The sequence below is a fragment of the Microbacterium abyssi genome (genome assembly GCF_015277895.1).
Lineage (GTDB): Bacteria > Actinomycetota > Actinomycetes > Actinomycetales > Microbacteriaceae > Microbacterium > Microbacterium abyssi.
This window is the reverse complement of sequence record NZ_CP063815.1, coordinates 943,851-963,610: the sequence shown is the minus strand read 5'-3', so window position 1 is coordinate 963,610 and position 19,760 is coordinate 943,851. Positions and strand designations below refer to the sequence as shown.

Sequence of the window (19,760 nt, the reverse complement as noted above, 5' to 3'; positions counted from 1 at the left end):
CTCCCGAGAGAAGGAGCGAGCAATGAGCGATCAAGACGAGAACCAAGGCGAATCGGCTGCGCACGCCACCGACGTCACCCCGAGCGATGTTGCGCGGAAGAGGGGTTTCGGCGGCGACGCGGTCGCCCCGGCCGACAATCCCGATACGGACCCCGTCGGCACGGAGGGCGAATCTGGGCAGCCGGACGGGTCGACGCGCAACGAGGAGGATCCCGAGGCCAGGATGACCGCCGACCCGGCGCCTCATGACCCCGATGCCCCCTTGCCGCACAGCACCCCCGACATCGACGCACCCGACGCCGACGCCCCGAGCGACGAGCCGCGATGAGCGCGCAGCGACCGGAGACCACGACGAACCAGCATCCGGAAGCCACCGTCGCGGACGTCATCGTCGAGCGCCTGGGCGATTGGAATGTCCGCCGCGTGTTCGGCTACAGCGGTGACGGCGTGAACGGGATCCTGGCGGCCCTCAAGAAGACCGACGGGGCCGTCGAGTTCGTCCAGGCCCGGCACGAGGAGAATGCCGCATTCATGGCCGTCGGCCATGCGAAGTACGCCGGCGGTGTCGGCGTCATGGTCTCGACCCAGGGGCCGGGGGCCGTTCATCTCCTCAACGGTCTCTACGACGCGAAGCTCGACGGCGTTCCTGTCGTCGCCATCATCGGCCAGCAGCACCGCAGCGTCCTCGGCTCCGGCTACATGCAGGAGATCGACCTGCGCACCCTCTTCTCGGATGTCGCCTCGCAATACATCACGGAGGTGACGACGCCCGATCAGGTGCCGATGGCGATCGACCGTGCGTTCCGGACCGCCCTTGACACCCGCTCGCCCGCGGTCGTGATCGTCCCGCACGACGTGCAGTCATCACCCGCGCCCGATCTCCCGCACACACATGGCGTCATCGTGACGTCGACCGAGTTCGCACCCCCTCTCGTTCGGCCGTCTCAGGCGCAGCTGCAGAACGCCGCCGATGTCATCAACGCCGGTGACCGCGTCGCGCTGCTCGTCGGCAAGGGCGCTGCCACGGCCCGCATCCAGGTCGAGGCGGTCGCCGATCGGCTGGGCGCTGCGATCGTCACGAGTCTGCTCGGCAAGCCGTACGTCGACGAATCGCGCCCGGATGCCGCCGGCGTCATGGGCCATCTCGGGACGACGGCGAGCGCTGCGGTGTTCGCCGAATGCGACACGCTGCTCATCGTCGGCTCGAACGACCCCTGGACGGAGTTCTACCCGGCGCCAGGAAAGGCCCGCACCGTGCAGATCGACATCCGGGCCTCACGCATAGCCAACCGCTATCCGGTCGAGGTGGGGCTCACCGGCGAGGCGTCGGGCACGCTGACGGCGCTGCTCGATCTGCTGGAGGACAAGTCGGGAGCGGGATGGGCTGGTCGCGTGCGCGATCTCGTGTCCGAGTGGCATCGGGTGCGCGGCGAACGCGCCGATGTGCCGATGGACCCGATCAATCCCGAGTCCGCGATCCGCGCCCTCTCCGCCCATGTTCCCGACGACGCACAGGTGGCCCTGGATGTCGGCAGCGTCGTCTACTGGTACGCGCGACAGCTGCGCCTTCCGATCGACGTGCCCGCGCACGTCTCCGGAACACTCGCGAGCATGGGATGCGGGATTCCATACGGGATCGCTGCGAAGCTCGCATTCCCGGAGCGACCCGTCATCGTCCTCTCCGGTGACGGCGGGATGCAGATGACCGGGCTCGCCGAACTCGTCACCGTCGCTTCGCGGTGGCAGTCCTGGGCCGATCCCCGGTTCGTGATCGCCGTCCTGAACAACAGGGATCTCGCAGAGGTGAGCTGGGAGCAGCGCGAGATGGAGGGGATGGCGCGCTTCCGTCAGACGCAGGCGCTTCCGGACGTGCCCTATTCGGAGTACGGCAATCTGCTCGGTCTCGACGGCGAGCGGGTGACGGATCCTACGAGGCTGGATGCCGCGTGGCAGCGCGCTCTTGCCGCGGATCGACCATACGTCCTCGACATCGTCACGGACCCGGCGGCGCCGATGGTGCCGCCGCTGGCGCAGGCGGCATCCAAGCTCGACACGATGCGCTCGGCGCTCGACTCGGAGCCGGGCGACATCGGCGACCGTGCACGCAGGCTGCTGGAGGAGTACGTGCGCATCGAGAGGGGCGAGTGAATCGCGCGTACCGCGGAGAAAGTGATGCGGCCCCGGGCATTCGCCCGGAGCCGCATCACGTTGGTGGACCTAAGCGGACTCCGTCGTTGCGGCTGCGCCGCGACTCCTCCCCGAATCGCTCAGCCGATTAACGCGATACGGCCCCGGGCATTCGCCCGGAGCCGTGTCACGTTGGTGGACCTAAGGGGATTCGAACCCCTGACCTCCTCGATGCGAACGAGGCGCGCTACCAACTGCGCCATAGGCCCATGAACCTCAGCTAGATTATCACGCCGCAAAGGCACGATGCGCCGAGGCGGCGGTCAGCCCGCGGCACGACGCTGCAGCATCTGGCGCACGTGCTGTTCGATCTCCGCGTCATCCACGAAGCCCATCCGCGCGTACGGCGACGCCTCCTGCGCAGCGGCAGGAGCGGGCGGGGCAGGAAGCGCGACGGGCTCGGGCGGAGCCATCTGCGCCGCACGCCTGCGCAGCTCGGCGACCCGCTCAGTACGACGCAGCTCCTGCGCGGCCTCGATCTCGGCTCGGGCGGTATGAGCGAGCGATCCGGTGACCTGCACCATCGGGGCCGGCAGCGGGCGCGGCGTCCACGATGCCCGTCCCTGGTCGTGCAGCGGCGGCGAGATGCGCGGGGCGGGCTCTGGCAGAACCTCCGCAGCGGGTCGGCTCAGGCTGCGCCGGGCGACGGATGCCATCTTCTGCAGCGCGACCGCAGCCACGACGGCGAGGGCACCCCCGATCCAGATCAGCACCTGCGCACCGCCGCTGACGAGCTGCCACACGCCGAGCCCGGCGATCGAGAGCCCGAGGATCAGAACCGAAGCAGCAGCGATCCGCACGCGGCGGCGAGCGCGCGCCTGGCGCATCACCGGATCCGCGCGCGTCGCGGCGAGCTCGGCGCGAAGACGGACGAGTTCACCCGCCTCCTTCTCGGACTGCAGGCGCTTGGCGAGCTTCTGCTGTGCGAGCGCGGTGCGGGCGTTGAGCTCGAGCCGGACCTCGTCCGGCGTCTCGCTGGTCTCGGCGAGCACGCGCAGCGCCTGGTTCAGGCGCACGGCGTTCCGCTCGGCGGCGTTGTACTGATACCGGCCTCGCCACGAGGGCAGCAGATACAGCATCCAGAGCAGCACCGCGACAAGGACGATGACGCCCCCGCTCAGCACCGGCCCATTCATAGCCTCAACGGTATGCGACCGCGCGGCATGCGCCCCTCAGTTGCAACGCGTGTCGGATCCGACATGCGGGAAATTCAGATCGGAAGACGATCCGAGGGCGGGATGCTGGCGGCATCCTGCGGAGCGTTCCCGCTCAGCCAGCGCGACAGCACGCCCTCCGGCACGTCTTCGCGTGTCAGCGCGAACGCGTAGTGGTCGCGCCAGTCTCCGTCGATGTGGATGAAGCGGCGCCGGAATCCCTCGTAGCGGAAGCCGAGCTTCTGCACGACCCGCAGGCTCGCTGCGTTCTCGGGGCGGATGCAGATCTCCATCCGGTGCAGCCCGTAATCGGTGAAGCAGGCGTCGGTGGCGAGGGCGACGGCGGTCGGCGTGATGCCGTGTCCCGCGAACCGCTCACTGACCCAGTAGCCGATGGTCGCAGAGCACAGCGATCCGCGGGCCACGCCCCACACATTCAGCTGGCCGGCGATCTCGCCGTCATACAGCATCACGAAGGGGTATCCGCCGCCGTCGCGGTACTGCTGCAGGAGCCGGCGGATGCTCAGGCGCATGTCGAAGCTCGTCGCGCCGCCGGGGATCGTCGCCTCCCACCGCTGCAGCCAGGAACGATTGTCCAGCAGCTCCTGCTGGAGGACGCGCGCGTCACGAGACCGGATGAGCCTCAGCTCGACCGGGCCGTGACGGTGCCCCTGCAGCAGTTCCATGCGATCCCCGCAGTCCGCGCGCTCAGAGGCTCGCGCTGAACTCCTTCAGCCACGGGCGCAGGTCGGCGCCCAGGTCGTCGCGATCGGTCGCGAGCTGGACGATCGCCTTGATGTAGTCGACGCGGTCACCGGTGTCGTAGCGGCGTCCGCGGAAGATCACGCCGACGACGCCGGGGCCTTCGGGCTCGGCCGCAAGCTCCTGCAGCGCATCCGTCAGCTGGATCTCGCCGCCCTTGCCGGGCTCGGTGCGCTCGAGGATCGGGAACACCGCGGGCGGCAGCACGTACCGGCCGATGATGGCGAGGTTCGACGGGGCATCCTCTTGCGCCGGCTTCTCGACGAGACCCGTGACGCGCACGATGCCGTCCTGGTCGGTGGGCTCCACCGCAGCGGCGCCGTACATGTGGATGTGCGCCGGGTCGACCTCCATGAGGGCCACCACGGTGGCGCCGGTGCGCTCATGCTCGGCCATCATCGTCGTGATCAGCTCGTCGCGCTCATCGATGAGGTCGTCGCCGAGCATGACGACGAACGAGCTGTCGCCGACATGCGTCTTGGCGCGCAGCACCGCGTGACCGAGCCCCTTCGGCTCGCCCTGGCGGAGGTAGTGGATGTCTGCGAGGTCACTCGACTTCATGACCCGCTCCAGGCGCTGCATGTCGCCCTTCTCGGTGAGCTTGACCTCGAGCTCGGGAACCGAGTCGAAATGATTGGAGATCATGTTCTTGTTGCGGCCGATGATCACGAGGATGTCATCGATGCCGGCCGAGGCGGCCTCTTCGACCACGTACTGGATCGCCGGCTTGTCGACGACCGGCAGCATCTCCTTCGGCATCGCCTTCGTGGCGGGCAGGAAGCGCGTGCCCAGACCCGCTGCCGGAATGACTGCCTTGATTGACTGATGTCCCATCTGGCCAGCTTACTGGGGGTCCCGCGCAGGACCGCCACGTAGAATCGCAGCATGTCGTCTGACATCGAACAAGAGAAGCGCGCACTGCGCGCCGACCTGCGCGAGCGCCGCCAGCTGCTGTCCGACCAGCAGCGCGAAGTCGCGGCATCCGGGATCACCGAACAGCTCGACGCACTGGTCGCGTCTCATGACGCCCGATCGATCTCCTGCTTCCTGTCGACGACCACCGAACCGGACACCCGCGAGTTCATCATCAATGCTGTGCGGCGCGGCATCCGCGTGCTGCTGCCGATCACGCGGGCCGACGGCCTGCTCGACTGGGCTGTCGCCGACGACACCGAAGACGTCGCAGAAGGCCTCTTCGGCCTGCCGGAGCCGACCGGCGAGGTGCTCGGCCCGATCGCCGTCAACGATGTCGACCTCATGATCATTCCCGCGGCCGCCGTGGATTCCGCGGGCACCAGACTCGGCTGGGGCCGCGGCTACTTCGACAAGACCATCGGCTCGATGGAGAACTGCCCTCCGGTGTACGCCGTGACCTATGATTCCGAGGTACTCGACTCCCTCCCGCGAGAGCTCCATGATCAGCCGGTCACCGGCGTCGTGACGCCCACTCGCACGCTCCACCTGTCGCACGAGCGACCCTGAACACCCTGAGAAGCACATGCCCACCTACGCCTATGCCTGCACGTCGTGCGATCACGCCTTCGACGCAGTCCAGTCCTTCACCGACGACGCCCTCACCCTCTGCCCCGAATGCGGCGGATCGTTGCGCAAGCAGTACGGCTCGATCGGGGTGACGTTCAACGGATCCGGGTTCTATCGCACGGACTCTCGGAGTGGCGGTGGTGAGAAGCCCAGTTCATCGGCATCATCGAAGTCGGAGACGTCGACGAGCGCCAGCCCGGCACCCGCGGCCGCTCCCGCCTCGAGTTGAGGCGGCTTCGAAAGATGGGGGTACCCGTGTTCCAGGGCTTCAAAGAGTTCATCACCAAGGGCAATGTCATCGATCTCGCGGTCGCCGTGGTCATCGGCGGCGCCTTCACGGCCATCGTCAACGCAGTCGTGTCGAGCATCATCAACCCACTCGTCTCGCTCTTCTTCAAAGCGGATGCCGCCGGCAACTTCGGTCCGCAGCTGACGAGCATCTACGGCGACCCGGTGACCTTCCCGCTGGGCGAGCTGGTCTCGGCCATCATCAGCTTCTTCGCCGTCGCGGTCGTGGTGTACTTCGTCTTCGTCCTGCCGATGAACACGTACAAGGAGCGCCAGGCCGCCAAGAACCCGGCCGTCGAAGAGGAGACCCTGCCCAGCGAGCAGGAGCTGCTCATCGAGATCCGCGACGCGCTGCGCAAGGGCGCAGGCACGGGCACCGGCACCGGCCTCTGACGCGCATCTCGCCCGGACCGAGAGGGCGGTTCGGCACGGTTCCCGCATCGCGGACCGTGCCGGACCGCCCTTTCGCATCGCGGATGCTGACTCTCCGGTCGTGGGGCTACGAGAGCAGAGCCCGCAGCTGAAGGATCAGCGCGGCGCGACGACGTTCGTCTGCGAGGTCGTCCGCGTTCACACGGATCACGGTCCACCCCGCCTCCTGGAACGCACGCACTCGTTCGAAGTCGCCGCGCCAGCGACGACGATTCTCGCGATGCGCATCTCCCTCGTACTCGATCAGCACGCGCCGATGCGGGTAGGCGAGGTCGGGCTCGAGCGGGCCGAGCCGTGTCTGCACCACGTGCCCGACGACCGGTTCATCCAGTCCTGCGTCGCCCAGCATCAGACGCAGTTCCGTCTCCTTCGGCGAGTCCACTCCGCTCCTCACGAGCGACAACGCTTGTGCGAGCATCCGTGCACCTCGACCCGAACCGTAGGCGGCGACGGCCGCGACCAGGTCATCCGTCGTGCAGATCGCGGGCTCTCGGCCGCCACTCCTGCGACGCCCCGTGACGAGATGATCGGCAGCCGACACCAGCGCCAGCAGCATCTCGGCGTCTGTCCGGCCATCGCGCTGTGAGGCGAACTGACACCATGCTGTCGCGGGGACGACTGTGCGCAGCCCGTCCGGGCTCAGGCACATGGATGTGTCTGCTGAGATGCGATGGCCGATGACTCCCGTTCGTCGACGACGGGTCGTGCCCCGGGTACCGATGTGCAGTGCACTGTCCACGAGTTCCAGCGCGAGAGGGAGCGGGGCACCCCAGAGCCCGAGCGCTGTGCTGTGGCAGAACGCCTCGTTCTCACCCATGAACACTGCGGCTGCGCGGCTCCGCTGCACCAGGTCATACAGGTCGAGCCCTACCGAACGCACACCGCGAAACGGCGTGGCCAGGTCGGCGGCCCGCATTCGTCCCCGCGAGATTCCGAACTCGCTCGCCGTCGACGTGGCGAACGCACCTGTCGCCAGGAAGTACGGCAGCGGCCTGCGTGCGCTCATGGTCCGAGCATCCCGGATTCGACGGCATCCCCGCCGAATCCTTCCACAGCCCGACCCCGAGAGGGCGGTTGAGCATGGTCACCACGACGCGTACAGTGCTGAGCCGCCCTTTCGCGGTCTTCGCCGGCCGCCGGAGGTCAGGTCAGCGCGTTCAGTAGTGCGGCGGGATGTCGCGCAGCAGCTGCTCGTCGTTCGGGCCCCTCCCCGCCGGACGCGCCGGTTCGTCCGTCTTGGGCGCGACCTCCGGAGACGGATCAGTGCCGGGGGCAGGGGTCAGACGCGCGCGACGGCGCCCAGGCACCTTCTCGATCCGCTGACGCTGCTTCGCAGCGGCATCCGAATCGTCGGCATACGGCTCAGACATCGCCCGGCAGGTCGATCGGCTGGGTGTCGGTCTCGGCGCGCACCGCGTCGGCCGAGATTCCCAGCACGGCTGCGATCCGGGATGCCGCGGTCACCGGGTCGCTGTACAGGTCGAAGGCGTGCACGCGCACGTAATGCCAGCCCAGGCGCCGCAGCACGTGCGGACGCAGGCGCAGCGTCTCGCGCAGCGACTCCCCCAGAGTCTCTGGATCCGACTCGATGACGACGGCCTTGCCGTTGTGCTGGGCGACCAGCGGCAGCAGTCCGCGGTAGTCGACATCGACGGACGCGCCCAGGCGGCGCAGTTCGCGCGCCAGTGCCAGCGTCAGCGGATCGGCGAGGTCCTCGAGGCGCGAGTCCCTCCCTCGAGCCGCCAGGCCGCCCAGGATCGACATGAGGGTGGATGCACCGTGCGCGAGCCGTCCATCGTCGAACGACGACGGACGGATGGAGGACACGAGAACCATGGAACGACGCGCCCTGGTCATGCCGACGGTCAGCAGCCGCTCGCCGTCCGGCGTGGAGAGATCGCCGAAGTCGCTGAGCACACGACCGTGCTTGGTGAGTCCGTAGCCGAGCGAGAAGATCACCCGGTCGCGGCTCTCGGCCACTGATTCCTCGAGGGTGAGCACGGCGAACGGCTCGGCCGTGTCGCGGCCGACGAAATCGGCGACGTCCGATCGGCCGGCGAATGCCGTGGTGACCGCGGCGCGCACGCGCTCGGCGTGACGGGCGCTGGCGGTGATGACCATGAGCGATTCGGACGGGCGATGCACCGCGTGCTCGACGACGAGCGTGACGACCCGCGCGACCTCCGCGTCCGGGCTCTCGACGGCACCGGAGACCGGGTCTGGCGCGCCGACACCGCCCTCGACGTAGTCGACGGTGAGGCTGCCGCGGCCCAGGTACGAGCCGGCCCATGGCAGCGAGACGATCTCTCCGCCGTAGAAGGCGTCGTTGATGAGCTCGGCGAGGTCCTCGCCCCCGGCGCGGTAGCTACGCGTCAGCGTCATCACCGGCAGCAGCTCGGCGAGACGCTCGAACACCGAGGTTTCGTCGAACGGCACCTCGGCATCCCATTCGTCACCGGCATCCACTGCCATCTCGAACGGCGTCGGCCGCTGCGTGACCGGGTCGCCGAAGGCGACCACCTGTCGCGCGCGGCGGATCGCAGGGGCGGCCTCGGCGAGGTTGATGGCTGCGGCATCCACCAGCAGCACGGTGTCGAACTCCACCGAATCCGGGATCTCCGGCACCAGATAGGGCGACGAGATCCAGGCGGGTGCGAGCACGTCCATCAGCATCGGCGCGGCGGAGACGATCTCAGGGGTGGTCGGCGTCCCCTGTGTGAGCGCACGACGCAGATTCTGCGACTCGCTCGGCTCGTCGACGATCGCGATGCGCCACTGGTTCGCGAGCTGCCAGGCCAGCAGCGGACCTGCCAGCGCCGCATGAGCCTCGTCGACCAGGCGGAAGTCTCGCTCGAGGCGATCGACGACCGCCGTATTCGCGCCGAGCAGCGCACGGTTGTCCTGCAGCGCCCGCTCCAGGAGTGACTGCCACCAGGCGAACTCGAGTTCTTCCGCGACCTGGTCCTCGGCGACGTGGCGCACCGAGAGCTCGGCCAGCAGCGGCTCCAGCCCCAAGGTCGCGAGCTTGTCGCGGATCGTCGCACGCTCGACGAGGTTGTCGAACACGTCCGACTTGGCGGCGAGGCCTGCGAGGGTGCGAACGAGACGCTCCACCGGCAGGTTCGCGAGGGGCTCACGCCGGCCGAGTGCGGCGTCCAGCTCTGCCAGCTCCGCCGTGACCCGCTGCCACGACGAGTACACATCTCCGATGCCGAGCGGAATCTCCGGCGCGACGCCTGCGTCCACGAACCGCTGCCACTGCGTGCGCTGCTGCTGGATGCGCAGCAGCGCCTCGTGCATCTCGGAGATGTGCACGCCGGGTCGGACGTACTCCTTGGCGAGCCTGCGCAGCCGGCGGCGATTCGCGCCGGACATCGCCGGCGCGTCGCGACGGGAGCCGTGCGCCTGGATCAACTCGCCCAGCGGGCGCTCGAACACGGTGGGGCTGAACCGGTCGAGGGAGTCGCGGATGCCCTCGAGCAGCCGCAGGTACTCGCCGAGCTCGTCGATCGTGGCGAACGGGCGCATCCGCGTCTGCGAGATCAGGGCGTACCCGCGCTCGAGGAGCGAGGGAACGCTCGTCGTGTGCAGCCTGCCTGCGAGGTCGTGCGCAGAGCGGGCGTCCTGCGTGCTGCGGAAGTTCACTCCGTACCAGGGCGAGTCGTTCGGCCCGAACCGGAACTCACCGAGGCGCGCGGCCTGCACGAGAGCGGCAGCGGCGTCGCTGCGCCCTGCCGCGAGCCTGCGCAGAGTGTCGAAACTCAGCCGCGCGGTCGTGGACGGCGGCGTCGGCAGGGAGGCGAGGCGAGTGAGGTGGCGCGTGGCGTCCAGGATCGTCGCGTCGAGCCCGTCGACGGGTGCGGTGAGAGCCTTGCGGTAGTCGAGGAGCACGCTGCGCAGGCGCACGAGTGCGTCATCGACGTCGTTGACCTTGGGCGCGGTCGCCTTCTCGTTGCGGCCGATCGCTCGCACGAGATCGCGACGGATGCTGCCCGGAGAGACCGCCAGGCTGTCGAGGCCGATGCCGCTCAGGCGGTGACGGACGCCGTCCAGAGTGGAGCGTCGCGCGGAGACCACGAGCACGCGCTTTCCTGCACGCACCAGTTCGCCGAGGGCGTTGATCACGGTCTGCGTTCCGCCCGTTCCCGGCAGCGTCGCGACGACGAGCGAATGTCCGGCGGTGATGCGCGCGAGCACGGACTCCTGCTCCGCATCGGCGTCGAGCAGCAGCGTGTCGGATGCCGGTGCGCGGTCGTCCGGGCTCGTGACGGGAGGCTGCGGGCGTACTGCCATGATCTGCTCGCGGTCCGCGGAGTGGCCGGCGAGGGCGTTGAGCAGCCGGTGGTCGAGAGTGCGGCTGTCACGTGCCATCGAGGCGCCGATGTCTGCGAACGTCGAGACGACCAGTCTCGGCAGCACGGTGAACGTGTCGATGGACTGGGCCGCCGCACGCAGGCGGTCGATGACCGGCTGGGGCTTGAAGATGCCGCCGTCGTACGCGAGGGAAGCCAGCGCCTCGGCGTCGATCGTGATCCCGAAGTGCTCCCTGGCCACCCGCACGAGCTCGGGGTTCACCAGGAACGCACCGTGGAGCTTCAGCTCGTAGTCGGTGTGATGCCGCCGGATCGCCAGCGGTCGCAGCAGCACGGGAGCGGCGAAGTCTGCGCCGCCTATGCGCCAGCCGGCGAGTCCGACCGCGAGATGGACGGCGTCGATCCCGCGCACCGTGCGCAGCTCGGTGTTCTTCGCAGTGATGCGTTCCGCAGCCAGACGTGCGGTGCGCAGACCCACCTCGTCGCGGAACAGATTCGACAGCAGCGTCGACTTGCCCGTGATGAATTGCGGCAGGCTTCCGGGGTGGGCCTTGGAGATGTCGATGCCGCCCTCGACGGTGTCGCGATAGGTGACGAGAGGGGAACGGCCGCCGAGGTCGGCGGCCTCGGCGCGGAGGCGGGTGCGCTCGGCGTCGGCGATGTGTGCCACGACGACAGCGCCGGGATCATCCTTCTGATCATCGAGCGTCATCGCGGCTTCCGCTGCCGCGGTATCCGCAGCTTTGTCTTCACGTCGCCACACATAGACAGACTAGGCTCCGGACAGCCGCCCACCCTGTATCCTGGGCGGGTTTCACGGGATTGGCCCACTTTTCCTCCACATCGGCAGGCGTTTCGAGGCTTCTCCCCCACTCGTGGATTCGGACGGTTCGCGCGATCCGCAGAGGGTTCAGGATGGGCTCATGACATTCCGCTACGACTTCGCACCCACCCCCTTCGGTGATGCGCTGGTGGTCTTCTCCGACGACGGCATCGTCCGCCTCGACCTGTCCGAGTCCGCCGATCCGTCGGTGCCGTGGCTGCTCGAAGACGTGTCGGCACGACTGGGTGAGGTCCCCCTGCCCGATCCGGGAGCCGCCGATGAGCTCGCACATCTGCTGGACGACTACTTCGCGGGCGTCCCTATGCGCTTCGACGAGCACGTACGCCTCGACTGGCGACTGGTGGAGGGCTTCCATCGGGCCGCGCTGCAGGCCATCACCACGATCGAATGGGGCGAGACGATTAGCTACGGCGAGGTGGCCGTGCTCGCGGGGAGCCCAGGAGCAGCGCGCGCTGTCGGCACAGCGTGCCGTCTCACGCCGTTCTCCATCATCGTGCCGGTGCACCGCGTGGTGCGCTCGGACGGCACCCCTGGTCAGTATGGAGCGCACCCCGAGCACAAGCGGTACCTGCTCGACCTCGAGAAGAACCCCGCGAAGCACGTCGCGGCGACCTAGACGACGAGGACCCCGGCGAGTGGGCCGCCGGGGTCCTCGTGCTCTTCGGTGGGCTCAGGGCATGATCGATGCCCCGCTCAGTGTTCGACCGCCTTCTCAGCTCCGAAACCGGTCAGCGACCGCACCTCCATCTCGGCGGCGAGCTGGCGGGATTCCGCCGTGCGGCTCGTGATCGTTCCGAGCCATCCCAGGATGAACCCGAGCGGGATCGAGACGATGCCCGGGTTGTTCAGGGGCCAGATCGCGATGTCGATCGTCGGGATCATCGAGGTCTCCGAGCCAGAGAACACCGGCGACAGCGCGATGAGGATGATCGCGGAGCCGAGCCCGCCGTACATGCTCCACACCGCGCCGCGGGTGTTGAACCTGCGCCAGAACAGCGAGTAGAGGATCGTCGGCAGGTTCGCCGACGCCGCCACGGCGAAGGCGAGAGCGACGAGGAACGCGATGTTCTGGCCCTGCGCGCCGATACCGCCGAGGATCGCCAGGATGCCGATCACGACCACCGTCCGGCGCGCGACCTTCACCTCAGCGTTGGGGTCGGCGTCCACCGGCGTGCCGTCGGCCTTCTTACGACCCTTCTGGATGACGTTCGCGTAGATGTCGTGCGCGAACGATGCCGCAGCCGTGATCGTGAGTCCGGCGACGACGGCCAGGATCGTGGCGAATGCGACCGCCGAGATGAATCCGAGCAGCAGCGGGCCGCCGAGGTACTGCGCCAGCAGCGGCGCGGCGGAGTTCACCCCGCCGGGTGCCGCCTGGATCACCTCGGGCCCGACGAGTGCACCCGCGCCATAGCCCAGCACCAGGGTGAGCAGGTAGAACCCGCCGATCAGCCAGATGGCCCACACCACCGAACGACGTGCTTCCTTGGCCGTCGGCACGGTGTAGAAGCGCATCAGGACGTGCGGCAGACCTGCGGTTCCGAGCACCAGCGCCAGACCGAGCGACACGAAATCCAGCGGGTTGGCTCCGTACTGGAGTCCCGGTGCGAGGATCGCCTCACCCTGCGGGGAGGCTTCGACGGCGGACTCGAGCAGCGTGTTCAGGTTGAACCCGTTGATCGCCAGCACCCATACCGTCATCACGATGGCGCCGCCGATGAGCAGGAACGCCTTCACGATCTGCACCCAGGTGGTGCCCTTCATTCCGCCGATCAGGACGTAGATGATCATCAGGACGCCGACCACCGCGATGACGATGGACTGGCCGATGCGGCCTTCGATGCCCATGAGCAGCGAGACGAGGCCACCGGCGCCGGCCATCTGCGCGAGCAGATAGAAGAAGCAGACGGCCAGCGTCGTGATTGCTGCCGCCATCCGCACGGGGCGCTGCTTCAGGCGGAACGAGAGCACGTCGGCCATCGTGAACTTGCCGGTGTTGCGCATCAGCTCCGCGACCAGCAGCAGGGCGACGAGCCAGGCGACGAGGAATCCGATGGAATAGAGGAATCCGTCATAGCCGTTGACCGCGATGGCGCCGCAGATCCCGAGGAATGATGCGGCCGAGAGATAATCGCCGGCGATGGCGAAGCCGTTCTGCGGGCCGGTGAACGAACGTCCCGCCGCGTAGTAATCGGCTGCCGTCTTGTTGTTGCGGCTCGCGCGGATGACGATGAACAGCGTCACCGCGACGAATGCCGCGAAGATCGAGATGTTCAGGACCGGATTGTTCTCACCGGCGGGCACGGCGGCCATGTGAACGATATTCATGCGCCTGCCTGCACCTTCTCGAGTTCTTCGCGGATCTCCTGCGCCTTGGGATCGAGCTTTCGGTTCGCAAAAGCGACATAGGCCATCGTGATCGCGAAGGTGGTGACGAATTGCCCGAGTCCGAGCAGCAGCCCGACGGTGATGTCGCCCCATACGCGCTGGCCCATGAATTCCGTCGCATAGGCGCCCAGCAGGACGTAGACGAAATACCAGATCAGGAACAGAGCCGCCAAAGGGAAGATGAACGAGCGCTGGGTTCTCTTGAGCGTTTGGAATCGTGCGGATTCCTCGACCTCGACGTAGTCGATCGCGCCCGCCGATTCATCGGGGATTCGGTCAGTCATGGGGCCTCCTTGCCTCATGTCGGATCCTCGCGCGGCGGGGGCCGGGCGAGTGGTAGGGTCGACGCTACGAAACGGGGGACGTTGCCATCACCCCCGAAAGTAGGTACCCGAGGAGCCCAACGATCGCGCGTGATCCGGACGCTGACCTCGTCGCACAGGCAGTGCGCGAGTTGGCTCAGCGCACCCGCTTTCCGGTGGCGTTCGGCGGCCTGTTCGAGGACGGGGCCGTCTCGGTGACCAGCATCCTGGGTGCGCGTACCCGCAGCATCGAGGGCCTCAAGGTCCGTCCCGATCGCGGCCTGGGAGGCCGTGCGATGACCGAGTTGCGGCCCCGTATGACGAGCGATTACGGCACCTCGCAGCACATCACGCACGACTACGACGGGTTCATCCTCGGAGAGGGGCTGCGCACCCTGCTGGCGCTGCCGATCGTCGTCGACGGTCGCCCCCGGGGCGTGATCTACGCCGGCGCATGGCAGGAGTCTCCGGTCGGAGGGGTGACGACCGCACCGGCGATGACCGTCGCAGACACCATCGCATCCGAGTTGCGGATCCGTGACGAGGTCGACCGCCGCGTGCGCGCCCTGGCGCCGCAGGCGCAAGCGGTCTCACCGGTCGATCGCGAGGAGCTGCGGGAGAGCTTCGCCGAACTGCGCAGCATCTCCGCCGAGATCTCCGACGCACAGCTGCGGACCCGCCTGGCGCAGATCGAGAAGCGGCTTCTCGCATTCGCCGGGGAGGATTCTCAGCCCAGAACGGGTTCGGTCACGCGCCCGATTCCCACGGTGCGCCTTTCCCCTCGCGAGACCGATGTGCTGGCGTGTGCGGCACTCGGCAGCACGAACGCCGAGATAGCCGCTCAGCTGGGTCTGCGCGAGGGCACTGTGAAGGCCTATCTCGGAACTGCCATGTCGAAACTCGATGCCTCCACCAGGCACGCGGCGGTCGCACGGGCCCGGCGAGCGGGAATTCTTCCCTGAATTCCGTCCTGAATTCCTCGCGCACTCTTTCGCCACGATTGCGTGATCATTGTCGCGCGGTATTCATCATGCGTATGCTGACGGAATGGCCCGACGCATTGTGCACCAGTTGGTTGACGACATCGATGGAACGATTCTCGGAATCGGTGAGGGTGAGACCGTTCACTTCTCGCTGAACAGCACCGCTTATGAGATCGACCTGACCACCGAGAATGCGGATGCATTCCGTAAGGCTCTCGAGCCTTACATCGCAGGGGCCCGACGCGCCTCGGCGTCGCCTGGCCGCAGCGCCTCCTCGCGAAAGCGCTCCGCCGCTTCTCCCGAGACCGCGGCGATCCGCGAATGGGCGAATGAGAATGGGCACAAGGTGTCCGAACGCGGTCGCATTCCGGCGACGGTCATCGAGGCTTATCGCGCCGCGCACTGACCCCTGTCACTCTTCTGCGGAGATCGCCCACGGTTCATCGCCGAGGGCGATCTCCGTCGTCATGTCGGCGAGGAACCGGGTGACGATCTCGCGCTCTGCCGGCGACAGCCGGGCCGCCGCGGTGAACCTGCGGGCGTGCTGACGTCCGACCGTCTCTATCGCCGACCGCCGCGTCGTCGGCGTGATGGCGATCGCGAGCGCCCGGCGGTCCGATGGATGCGGGGATCGCGTGATGTGGCCTCCACGCTCGAGACGATCCAGGAGCTTGGTCGTGGATGCCGTGGAGATGCCGAGGTGGGCGGCTATCGCGCCAGGAGTCGCGACCGCTCCGCTGTTCTCGCACGCGATGAGGAAGTGCAGCGCGCGCATGTCGGTCTGATTGAGCTTCATGTAGCGCAGCGATGCCGCCGAGAGCTTCTGCTCGGCATCCCGCAGCCCTCCCAGCGCGCGCATCAGCGCGCTGATCTGCCGGACGTCCGCGGGCGACAGCGAACCGCGGTCGATGAGCTCGCCGTCGGGATCGCTGACGTCCACGTCATAGATCGCGGATCCGGACGAGAACGGTTGCTGAGCGCCCGCGTCAAGGGGCTCAGGATCCGAGGGGAGTTCGGGCATGATCACGATGCTACTCGCAACAATACTTCATGCTAAGCTTTCATCTAGCCAGGCTAGCTAAATGAGGACCATATGTCGAAGAGTGCTTCCCAGACCCGAGTGCGCGTGCGTCGCCGATCCTGGGCTCGCGTGCTCATTCCCGCTGTTCTCATCCTCGCGTGGCTCGTCGGTGCGGGCCTCGGCGGACCCCTGTTCGGAAAGGTGAGCGAGGTCTCCTCCAACGACCAGACCAGCTACCTGCCCTCATCGGCCGACGCGACCAAGGTGCAGGAGCTGCTGGGCGAGTTCAACGACTCGGACGCGGTTCCGGCAATCGTCGTCTTCGTCGGCGATGCCGAGCTCGACGAGCAGCAGCTCGCGGCGATCGACGACGCGATCGCCGGGACCGTGGACGTCGAGGGAATCGCAGACGAGGTGTCACCCGCCATCCCCTCTGAGGACGGGCGAGCCGTGCAGGCCTTCGTTCCGATCTCGAGTGACGCCGACCTCGGGGACACCGTCGCCGCTCTGGACGGCGAACTGCGCGACGCCGCCCCCTCGGGCGTAACCGTCTACGTCACGGGCCCCGCCGGATTCTCGGCCGATCTCGTGGCCGGCTTCGCAGGGATCGACGGGCTGCTGCTCGGAGTCGCGCTGCTCGCCGTCTTCCTGATCCTCATCCTGGTCTATCGGTCGCTGCTGCTGCCGATCGTCGTCCTGTCCACGAGCTTGTTCGCGCTGTGCGTCGCGCTGCTGGTCGTGTGGTGGCTCGCGAAGTGGGAGATCCTGCTGCTGAGCGGTCAGACCCAGGGCATCCTGTTCATCCTGGTGATCGGCGCGGCGACGGATTACTCCCTGCTGTTCGTCGCGAGATTCAGGGAGGAGCTGCGCTCCACCAAGGACAAGGGAGCAGCGACCATGGCGTCGTGGAAGGGATCGGTCGAACCGATCGCCGCTTCGGGCGGAACGGTGATCGCGGGCCTCCTGTGCCTTCTGCTGAGCGACCTGAAGTCGAACAGCACGCTCGGACCGGTGGCATCCATCGGCATCGTCTTCGCGATGCTCTCCGCGCTCACGCTGCTGCCGGCACTGCTGTTCACCTTCGGCCGCGCAGTGTTCTGGCCGCGACGCCCGAAGTTCGAGCCGGAAGCTGTGGTCGCCGAGCACGGCATGGCGACCACGGGCCTCTGGGCACGACTCGCAGCAGGCGTCAAGGGCCGTCCACGCCTGATCTGGATCCTCACCACGCTCGTGCTCGTCGCCGGCGCGGCGGGGGTCACCCAGCTCAACGCCTCCGGCGTCCCGCAATCCGACCTGGTACTGGGTGAGTCCCAGGCACGTGACGGTCAGGTGGCGCTCGGCGAGCACTTCCCCGGCGGTTCGGGCAGCCCCGCGTACGTGGTCGTCGCTGAGGACTCGCTCCAGGACGCGGCAGACCTGCTCCTCGACAACGACGGCATCGAATCGGTGGCTGTCACCGCTGCGGATTCTCCGAGCGGCACGGCGAGCGTGACAGAGGACGGGGTGGCGGCATTCGGCCCTCCGGGAACGCCGGCACCCGAGCCGACAGCGGTCGACGGCGACGTCATGCTGCAGGCCACGCTGACAGATGCCGCGGATTCGGAGGAAGCAGCCGCGACTGTGCGGCAGCTGCGCGTCGAACTGAACGACCTCGACGCCCTGGTCGGCGGAGTGACGGCGACGTCGGTGGACACCAACGACGCATCCATCCATGACCGCAACCTGATCATTCCGATCATCCTCGCCGTGATCCTGGTCATCCTGATGCTTCTGCTGCGGTCGATCCTCGCTCCCGTGCTGCTGATCCTGACCACCGTGCTGTCTTTCGGCACTGCGATGGGGGTCTCCGCGCTGGTGTTCAACGGCGTCTTCGATTTCCCCGGCGCCGATCCCGCGGTGCCCCTCTACGGCTTCGTCTTCCTCGTCGCGCTCGGCATCGATTACAACATCTTCCTGATGACGCGCGTGCGCGAGGAGACGCTGAAGCACGGAACCCGTGCAGGTGTGCTCCGCGGGCTCTCGGTCACCGGCGGCGTGATCACCTCAGCCGGACTCGTGCTGGCCGCCACCTTCGCGGCGCTGTCGGTGATCCCGATCCTGTTCCTCGTGCAACTGGCGTTCATCGTCGCCTTCGGCGTGCTCCTCGACACCTTCGTGGTGCGGTCCCTGCTCGTGCCGGCGCTGTCGTACGACATCGGACGCGCGATCTGGTGGCCCTCGAGACTGGGGCGCAGCAAGCGCTGACGGCTCGCACGGGCGCTATCCTCAGATGAACGCCGGGATCATCGACAGGACGAATCCGGCGGTTCCGAGGGCTGTGAAGACGATGCCGAGAGTGAGGAAGAGCCTGCGCAGCACAGGTGGATTCAATCGCGCGTGACCGGGGTTGCGTGCGCTCACGAAACCGCGATGCCACCCGTCACCGGCGTCCTCGCGAGCCGCGAGAGGGCGCTCATGGAAGTCGCCGCCGGCGAACCAGCGGATGATGCTCTCGTCTGCGCGTTCGATCACGGCGATGTCGGCACGGTCCCAGCGCCCTTCCGCAAGCGCGATCATTCCGGCGATCACGAGAAGCGGGATGCCGATGCCCAGACCGATCCACGACACGACCTCCCCCACCACGGCGAAAGCGTCGATCAGATCCACTGGCTCAGTCTAGGAGAGCAGGTCCTATAGTCCGCGCGTTCGGCCGGGTCAACCGGGTCTGCGCCGGCGGCCGTGCGCCGTAGCATCCGCAGCAATGACGAAAGGTTGAGCCATGTCGAATCCACTCATTCCCCCACTGCCCCTTCCCGATGACGATCGCGCGACCGACGACGTCACGTCCGAGCCGGGAATCGATCCCGTGACCGTGGAGCGCGACGGCGAGCGCAGCATCGATCCGGACGTCGACGACGATCAGATCGACAGCGCAGACGCCGATCGCCTTGCGTCAGGCGCGGAGACCGCTGGAGATGCGCTGTGAGCGGCATCGAGGATCAGGGCATGCGCCCCGCCGGCGTGGAGAAGGCGCCGACGGATGACGAGACCGATGCAGAGGAGACCGCCGAGCAGGAGGAGACCGAACAGGTGCCCGCAGGACGGGCCGGTGCCGACTCCGGGTCGGCGGATGCCGTGCGCATCGACCCCGATGACGACGCCGAGATCCCCGATTCCTCGGAGATGAACGACGAACCGGGAGTCGGCCCGGGAAAACCCAGGAGCTGAATCTAGACCGTAGCCGCTTCGACGTGTTCGTCGACCAGCGTCACTCCCCCGCTGGAACTCGCCGAGTTCGCAAGATCCTCGACCCACTGGCGGCTGATCTCGGGCGCCTCTGGCGAATCGAAAACGAAGCGCAGCGGGATCGACGGGTGAAGCCAGATCGTGCTGCGTCCGTTTGGCTCAGCATCCGGGTGTCGCCATGAGAGGGTGAAGCTCTCATTGCGCCGCAGCTTGGTCGCGATGACGATCTTGAGGTGTGCCAGCGCACGGTCCTCGATGTTGATCGGTTCGGCGGAATCGCCGTAGTAGAGGCTCCCCATGTCTCGCAGCTCTCCTGACA

22 protein-coding genes and 1 tRNA gene are annotated in these 19,760 nt (G+C 67.6%); 11 read left to right on the top strand and 12 right to left on the bottom strand.

Annotated elements, in window-relative coordinates; all coding sequences use genetic code 11:
- Positions 1-22: 22 nt before the first annotated feature.
- Positions 23-328: a hypothetical protein gene (locus IM776_RS04790; protein WP_194421876.1), complete on the top strand. Its 306-nt coding sequence runs from the start codon at positions 23-25 to the stop codon at positions 326-328.
- Positions 325-2,148, top strand: a complete 1,824-nt coding sequence (locus IM776_RS04785) for a thiamine pyrophosphate-requiring protein (protein ID WP_194421875.1) — start codon at positions 325-327, stop codon at positions 2,146-2,148. Before IM776_RS04790 ends, IM776_RS04785 begins: the two co-directional genes overlap by 4 nt.
- A gap of 172 nt (positions 2,149-2,320) precedes the next feature.
- Here the strand turns inward: IM776_RS04785 and IM776_RS04780 are convergent.
- The 4 genes from IM776_RS04780 to galU form a co-directional block, all read right to left on the bottom strand.
- Positions 2,321-2,396 (bottom strand) — tRNA-Ala (locus tag IM776_RS04780).
- Between the two features lie 54 nt (positions 2,397-2,450).
- A complete protein-coding gene (locus IM776_RS04775; protein ID WP_194421874.1) occupies positions 2,451-3,323 on the bottom strand; it encodes a hypothetical protein in 873 nt (290 codons plus the stop codon).
- A 74-nt stretch (positions 3,324-3,397) separates the two neighbouring features.
- Positions 3,398-4,027: a GNAT family N-acetyltransferase gene (locus IM776_RS04770; protein ID WP_194421873.1), complete on the bottom strand. Its 630-nt coding sequence runs from the start codon at positions 4,025-4,027 to the stop codon at positions 3,398-3,400.
- A gap of 22 nt (positions 4,028-4,049) precedes the next feature.
- On the bottom strand, positions 4,050-4,937 hold the full coding sequence (galU, locus tag IM776_RS04765) for a UTP--glucose-1-phosphate uridylyltransferase GalU (protein ID WP_194421872.1): 888 nt from the start codon (positions 4,935-4,937) through the stop codon (positions 4,050-4,052).
- A gap of 51 nt (positions 4,938-4,988) precedes the next feature.
- On the opposite strand from galU, the gene IM776_RS04760 reads away from it, so the two are divergent.
- The 3 genes from IM776_RS04760 to mscL are packed head-to-tail and all read left to right on the top strand — an operon-like array spanning position 4,989 to position 6,326.
- Positions 4,989-5,585: a 5-formyltetrahydrofolate cyclo-ligase gene (locus IM776_RS04760; RefSeq protein WP_194421871.1), complete on the top strand. Its 597-nt coding sequence runs from the start codon at positions 4,989-4,991 to the stop codon at positions 5,583-5,585.
- A gap of 16 nt (positions 5,586-5,601) precedes the next feature.
- Positions 5,602-5,874: an FmdB family zinc ribbon protein gene (locus IM776_RS04755; RefSeq protein ID WP_194421870.1), complete on the top strand. Its 273-nt coding sequence runs from the start codon at positions 5,602-5,604 to the stop codon at positions 5,872-5,874.
- A 26-nt stretch (positions 5,875-5,900) separates the two neighbouring features.
- Positions 5,901-6,326, top strand: coding sequence for a large conductance mechanosensitive channel protein MscL (gene mscL, locus IM776_RS04750; protein WP_194422506.1), 426 nt, complete (start codon positions 5,901-5,903; stop codon positions 6,324-6,326).
- A gap of 106 nt (positions 6,327-6,432) precedes the next feature.
- Here the strand turns inward: mscL and IM776_RS04745 are convergent, their stop codons facing one another.
- The 3 genes from IM776_RS04745 to IM776_RS04735 all read right to left on the bottom strand — a co-directional run bounded on the left by IM776_RS04745 (position 6,433) and on the right by IM776_RS04735 (position 11,390).
- Entirely contained in the window at positions 6,433-7,371 is a 939-nt protein-coding gene (locus IM776_RS04745) for a hypothetical protein (RefSeq protein ID WP_194421869.1), read from the bottom strand.
- A gap of 151 nt (positions 7,372-7,522) precedes the next feature.
- A complete protein-coding gene (locus IM776_RS04740) occupies positions 7,523-7,735 on the bottom strand; it encodes a hypothetical protein (protein ID WP_194421868.1) in 213 nt (70 codons plus the stop codon).
- A complete protein-coding gene (locus IM776_RS04735) occupies positions 7,728-11,390 on the bottom strand; it encodes an AAA family ATPase (RefSeq protein WP_194421867.1) in 3,663 nt (1,220 codons plus the stop codon). Before IM776_RS04735 ends, IM776_RS04740 begins: the two co-directional genes overlap by 8 nt.
- A 211-nt stretch (positions 11,391-11,601) precedes the next feature.
- Here IM776_RS04735 and IM776_RS04730 point away from each other — a divergent pair, with 211 nt between their 5' ends.
- A complete protein-coding gene (locus tag IM776_RS04730) occupies positions 11,602-12,138 on the top strand; it encodes a methylated-DNA--[protein]-cysteine S-methyltransferase (RefSeq protein WP_194421866.1) in 537 nt (178 codons plus the stop codon).
- Positions 12,139-12,215: 77 nt separating this feature from the next.
- Here the strand turns inward: IM776_RS04730 and IM776_RS04725 are convergent, their stop codons facing one another.
- Together IM776_RS04725 and IM776_RS04720 are read right to left on the bottom strand one after the other, a co-directional pair.
- Positions 12,216-13,850, bottom strand: coding sequence for a solute symporter family protein (locus IM776_RS04725; RefSeq protein ID WP_194421865.1), 1,635 nt, complete (start codon positions 13,848-13,850; stop codon positions 12,216-12,218).
- Positions 13,847-14,194, bottom strand: coding sequence for a DUF485 domain-containing protein (locus IM776_RS04720; protein ID WP_194421864.1), 348 nt, complete (start codon positions 14,192-14,194; stop codon positions 13,847-13,849). The genes IM776_RS04725 and IM776_RS04720 overlap by 4 nt, the downstream gene beginning before the upstream one ends.
- Positions 14,195-14,355: 161 nt before the next feature.
- Between IM776_RS04720 and IM776_RS04715 the strand changes: the two genes are divergently transcribed.
- A complete protein-coding gene (locus IM776_RS04715; protein WP_422730935.1) occupies positions 14,356-15,174 on the top strand; it encodes a LuxR C-terminal-related transcriptional regulator in 819 nt (272 codons plus the stop codon).
- 85 nt (positions 15,175-15,259) lie between these two features.
- Positions 15,260-15,601, top strand: a complete 342-nt coding sequence (locus tag IM776_RS04710; protein ID WP_194421863.1) for a histone-like nucleoid-structuring protein Lsr2 — start codon at positions 15,260-15,262, stop codon at positions 15,599-15,601.
- Between the two features lie 6 nt (positions 15,602-15,607).
- Here IM776_RS04710 and IM776_RS04705 read toward each other — a convergent pair whose 3' ends face one another.
- Entirely contained in the window at positions 15,608-16,216 is a 609-nt protein-coding gene (locus tag IM776_RS04705; RefSeq protein ID WP_194421862.1) for a MarR family winged helix-turn-helix transcriptional regulator, read from the bottom strand.
- Positions 16,217-16,288: 72 nt separating this feature from the next.
- On the opposite strand from IM776_RS04705, the gene IM776_RS04700 reads away from it, so the two are divergent.
- The gene (locus tag IM776_RS04700; RefSeq protein ID WP_194421861.1) at positions 16,289-18,460 is read left to right on the top strand and encodes an MMPL family transporter; all 2,172 of its coding nucleotides are present in this window, start codon (positions 16,289-16,291) and stop codon (positions 18,458-18,460) included.
- 21 nt (positions 18,461-18,481) lie between these two features.
- On the opposite strand, the gene IM776_RS04695 is transcribed toward IM776_RS04700, so the two are convergent.
- Complete coding sequence (locus IM776_RS04695) at positions 18,482-18,862, bottom strand: hypothetical protein (RefSeq protein WP_194421860.1); 381 nt, start codon at positions 18,860-18,862, stop codon at positions 18,482-18,484.
- 112 nt (positions 18,863-18,974) lie between these two features.
- Here IM776_RS04695 and IM776_RS04690 point away from each other — a divergent pair, with 112 nt between their 5' ends.
- Positions 18,975-19,181 carry a hypothetical protein gene (locus IM776_RS04690; RefSeq protein ID WP_194421859.1) on the top strand — a complete coding sequence of 69 codons (207 nt, stop codon included), beginning with the start codon at positions 18,975-18,977 and terminating at the stop codon, positions 19,179-19,181.
- 20 nt (positions 19,182-19,201) lie between these two features.
- On the top strand, positions 19,202-19,423 hold the full coding sequence (locus IM776_RS04685; protein ID WP_194421858.1) for a hypothetical protein: 222 nt from the start codon (positions 19,202-19,204) through the stop codon (positions 19,421-19,423).
- Between the two features lie 2 nt (positions 19,424-19,425).
- Here IM776_RS04685 and IM776_RS04680 read toward each other — a convergent pair whose 3' ends face one another.
- Positions 19,426-19,740, bottom strand: a complete 315-nt coding sequence (locus tag IM776_RS04680; protein WP_194421857.1) for a DUF7882 family protein — start codon at positions 19,738-19,740, stop codon at positions 19,426-19,428.
- Between the last annotated feature and the right edge of the window lie 20 nt (positions 19,741-19,760).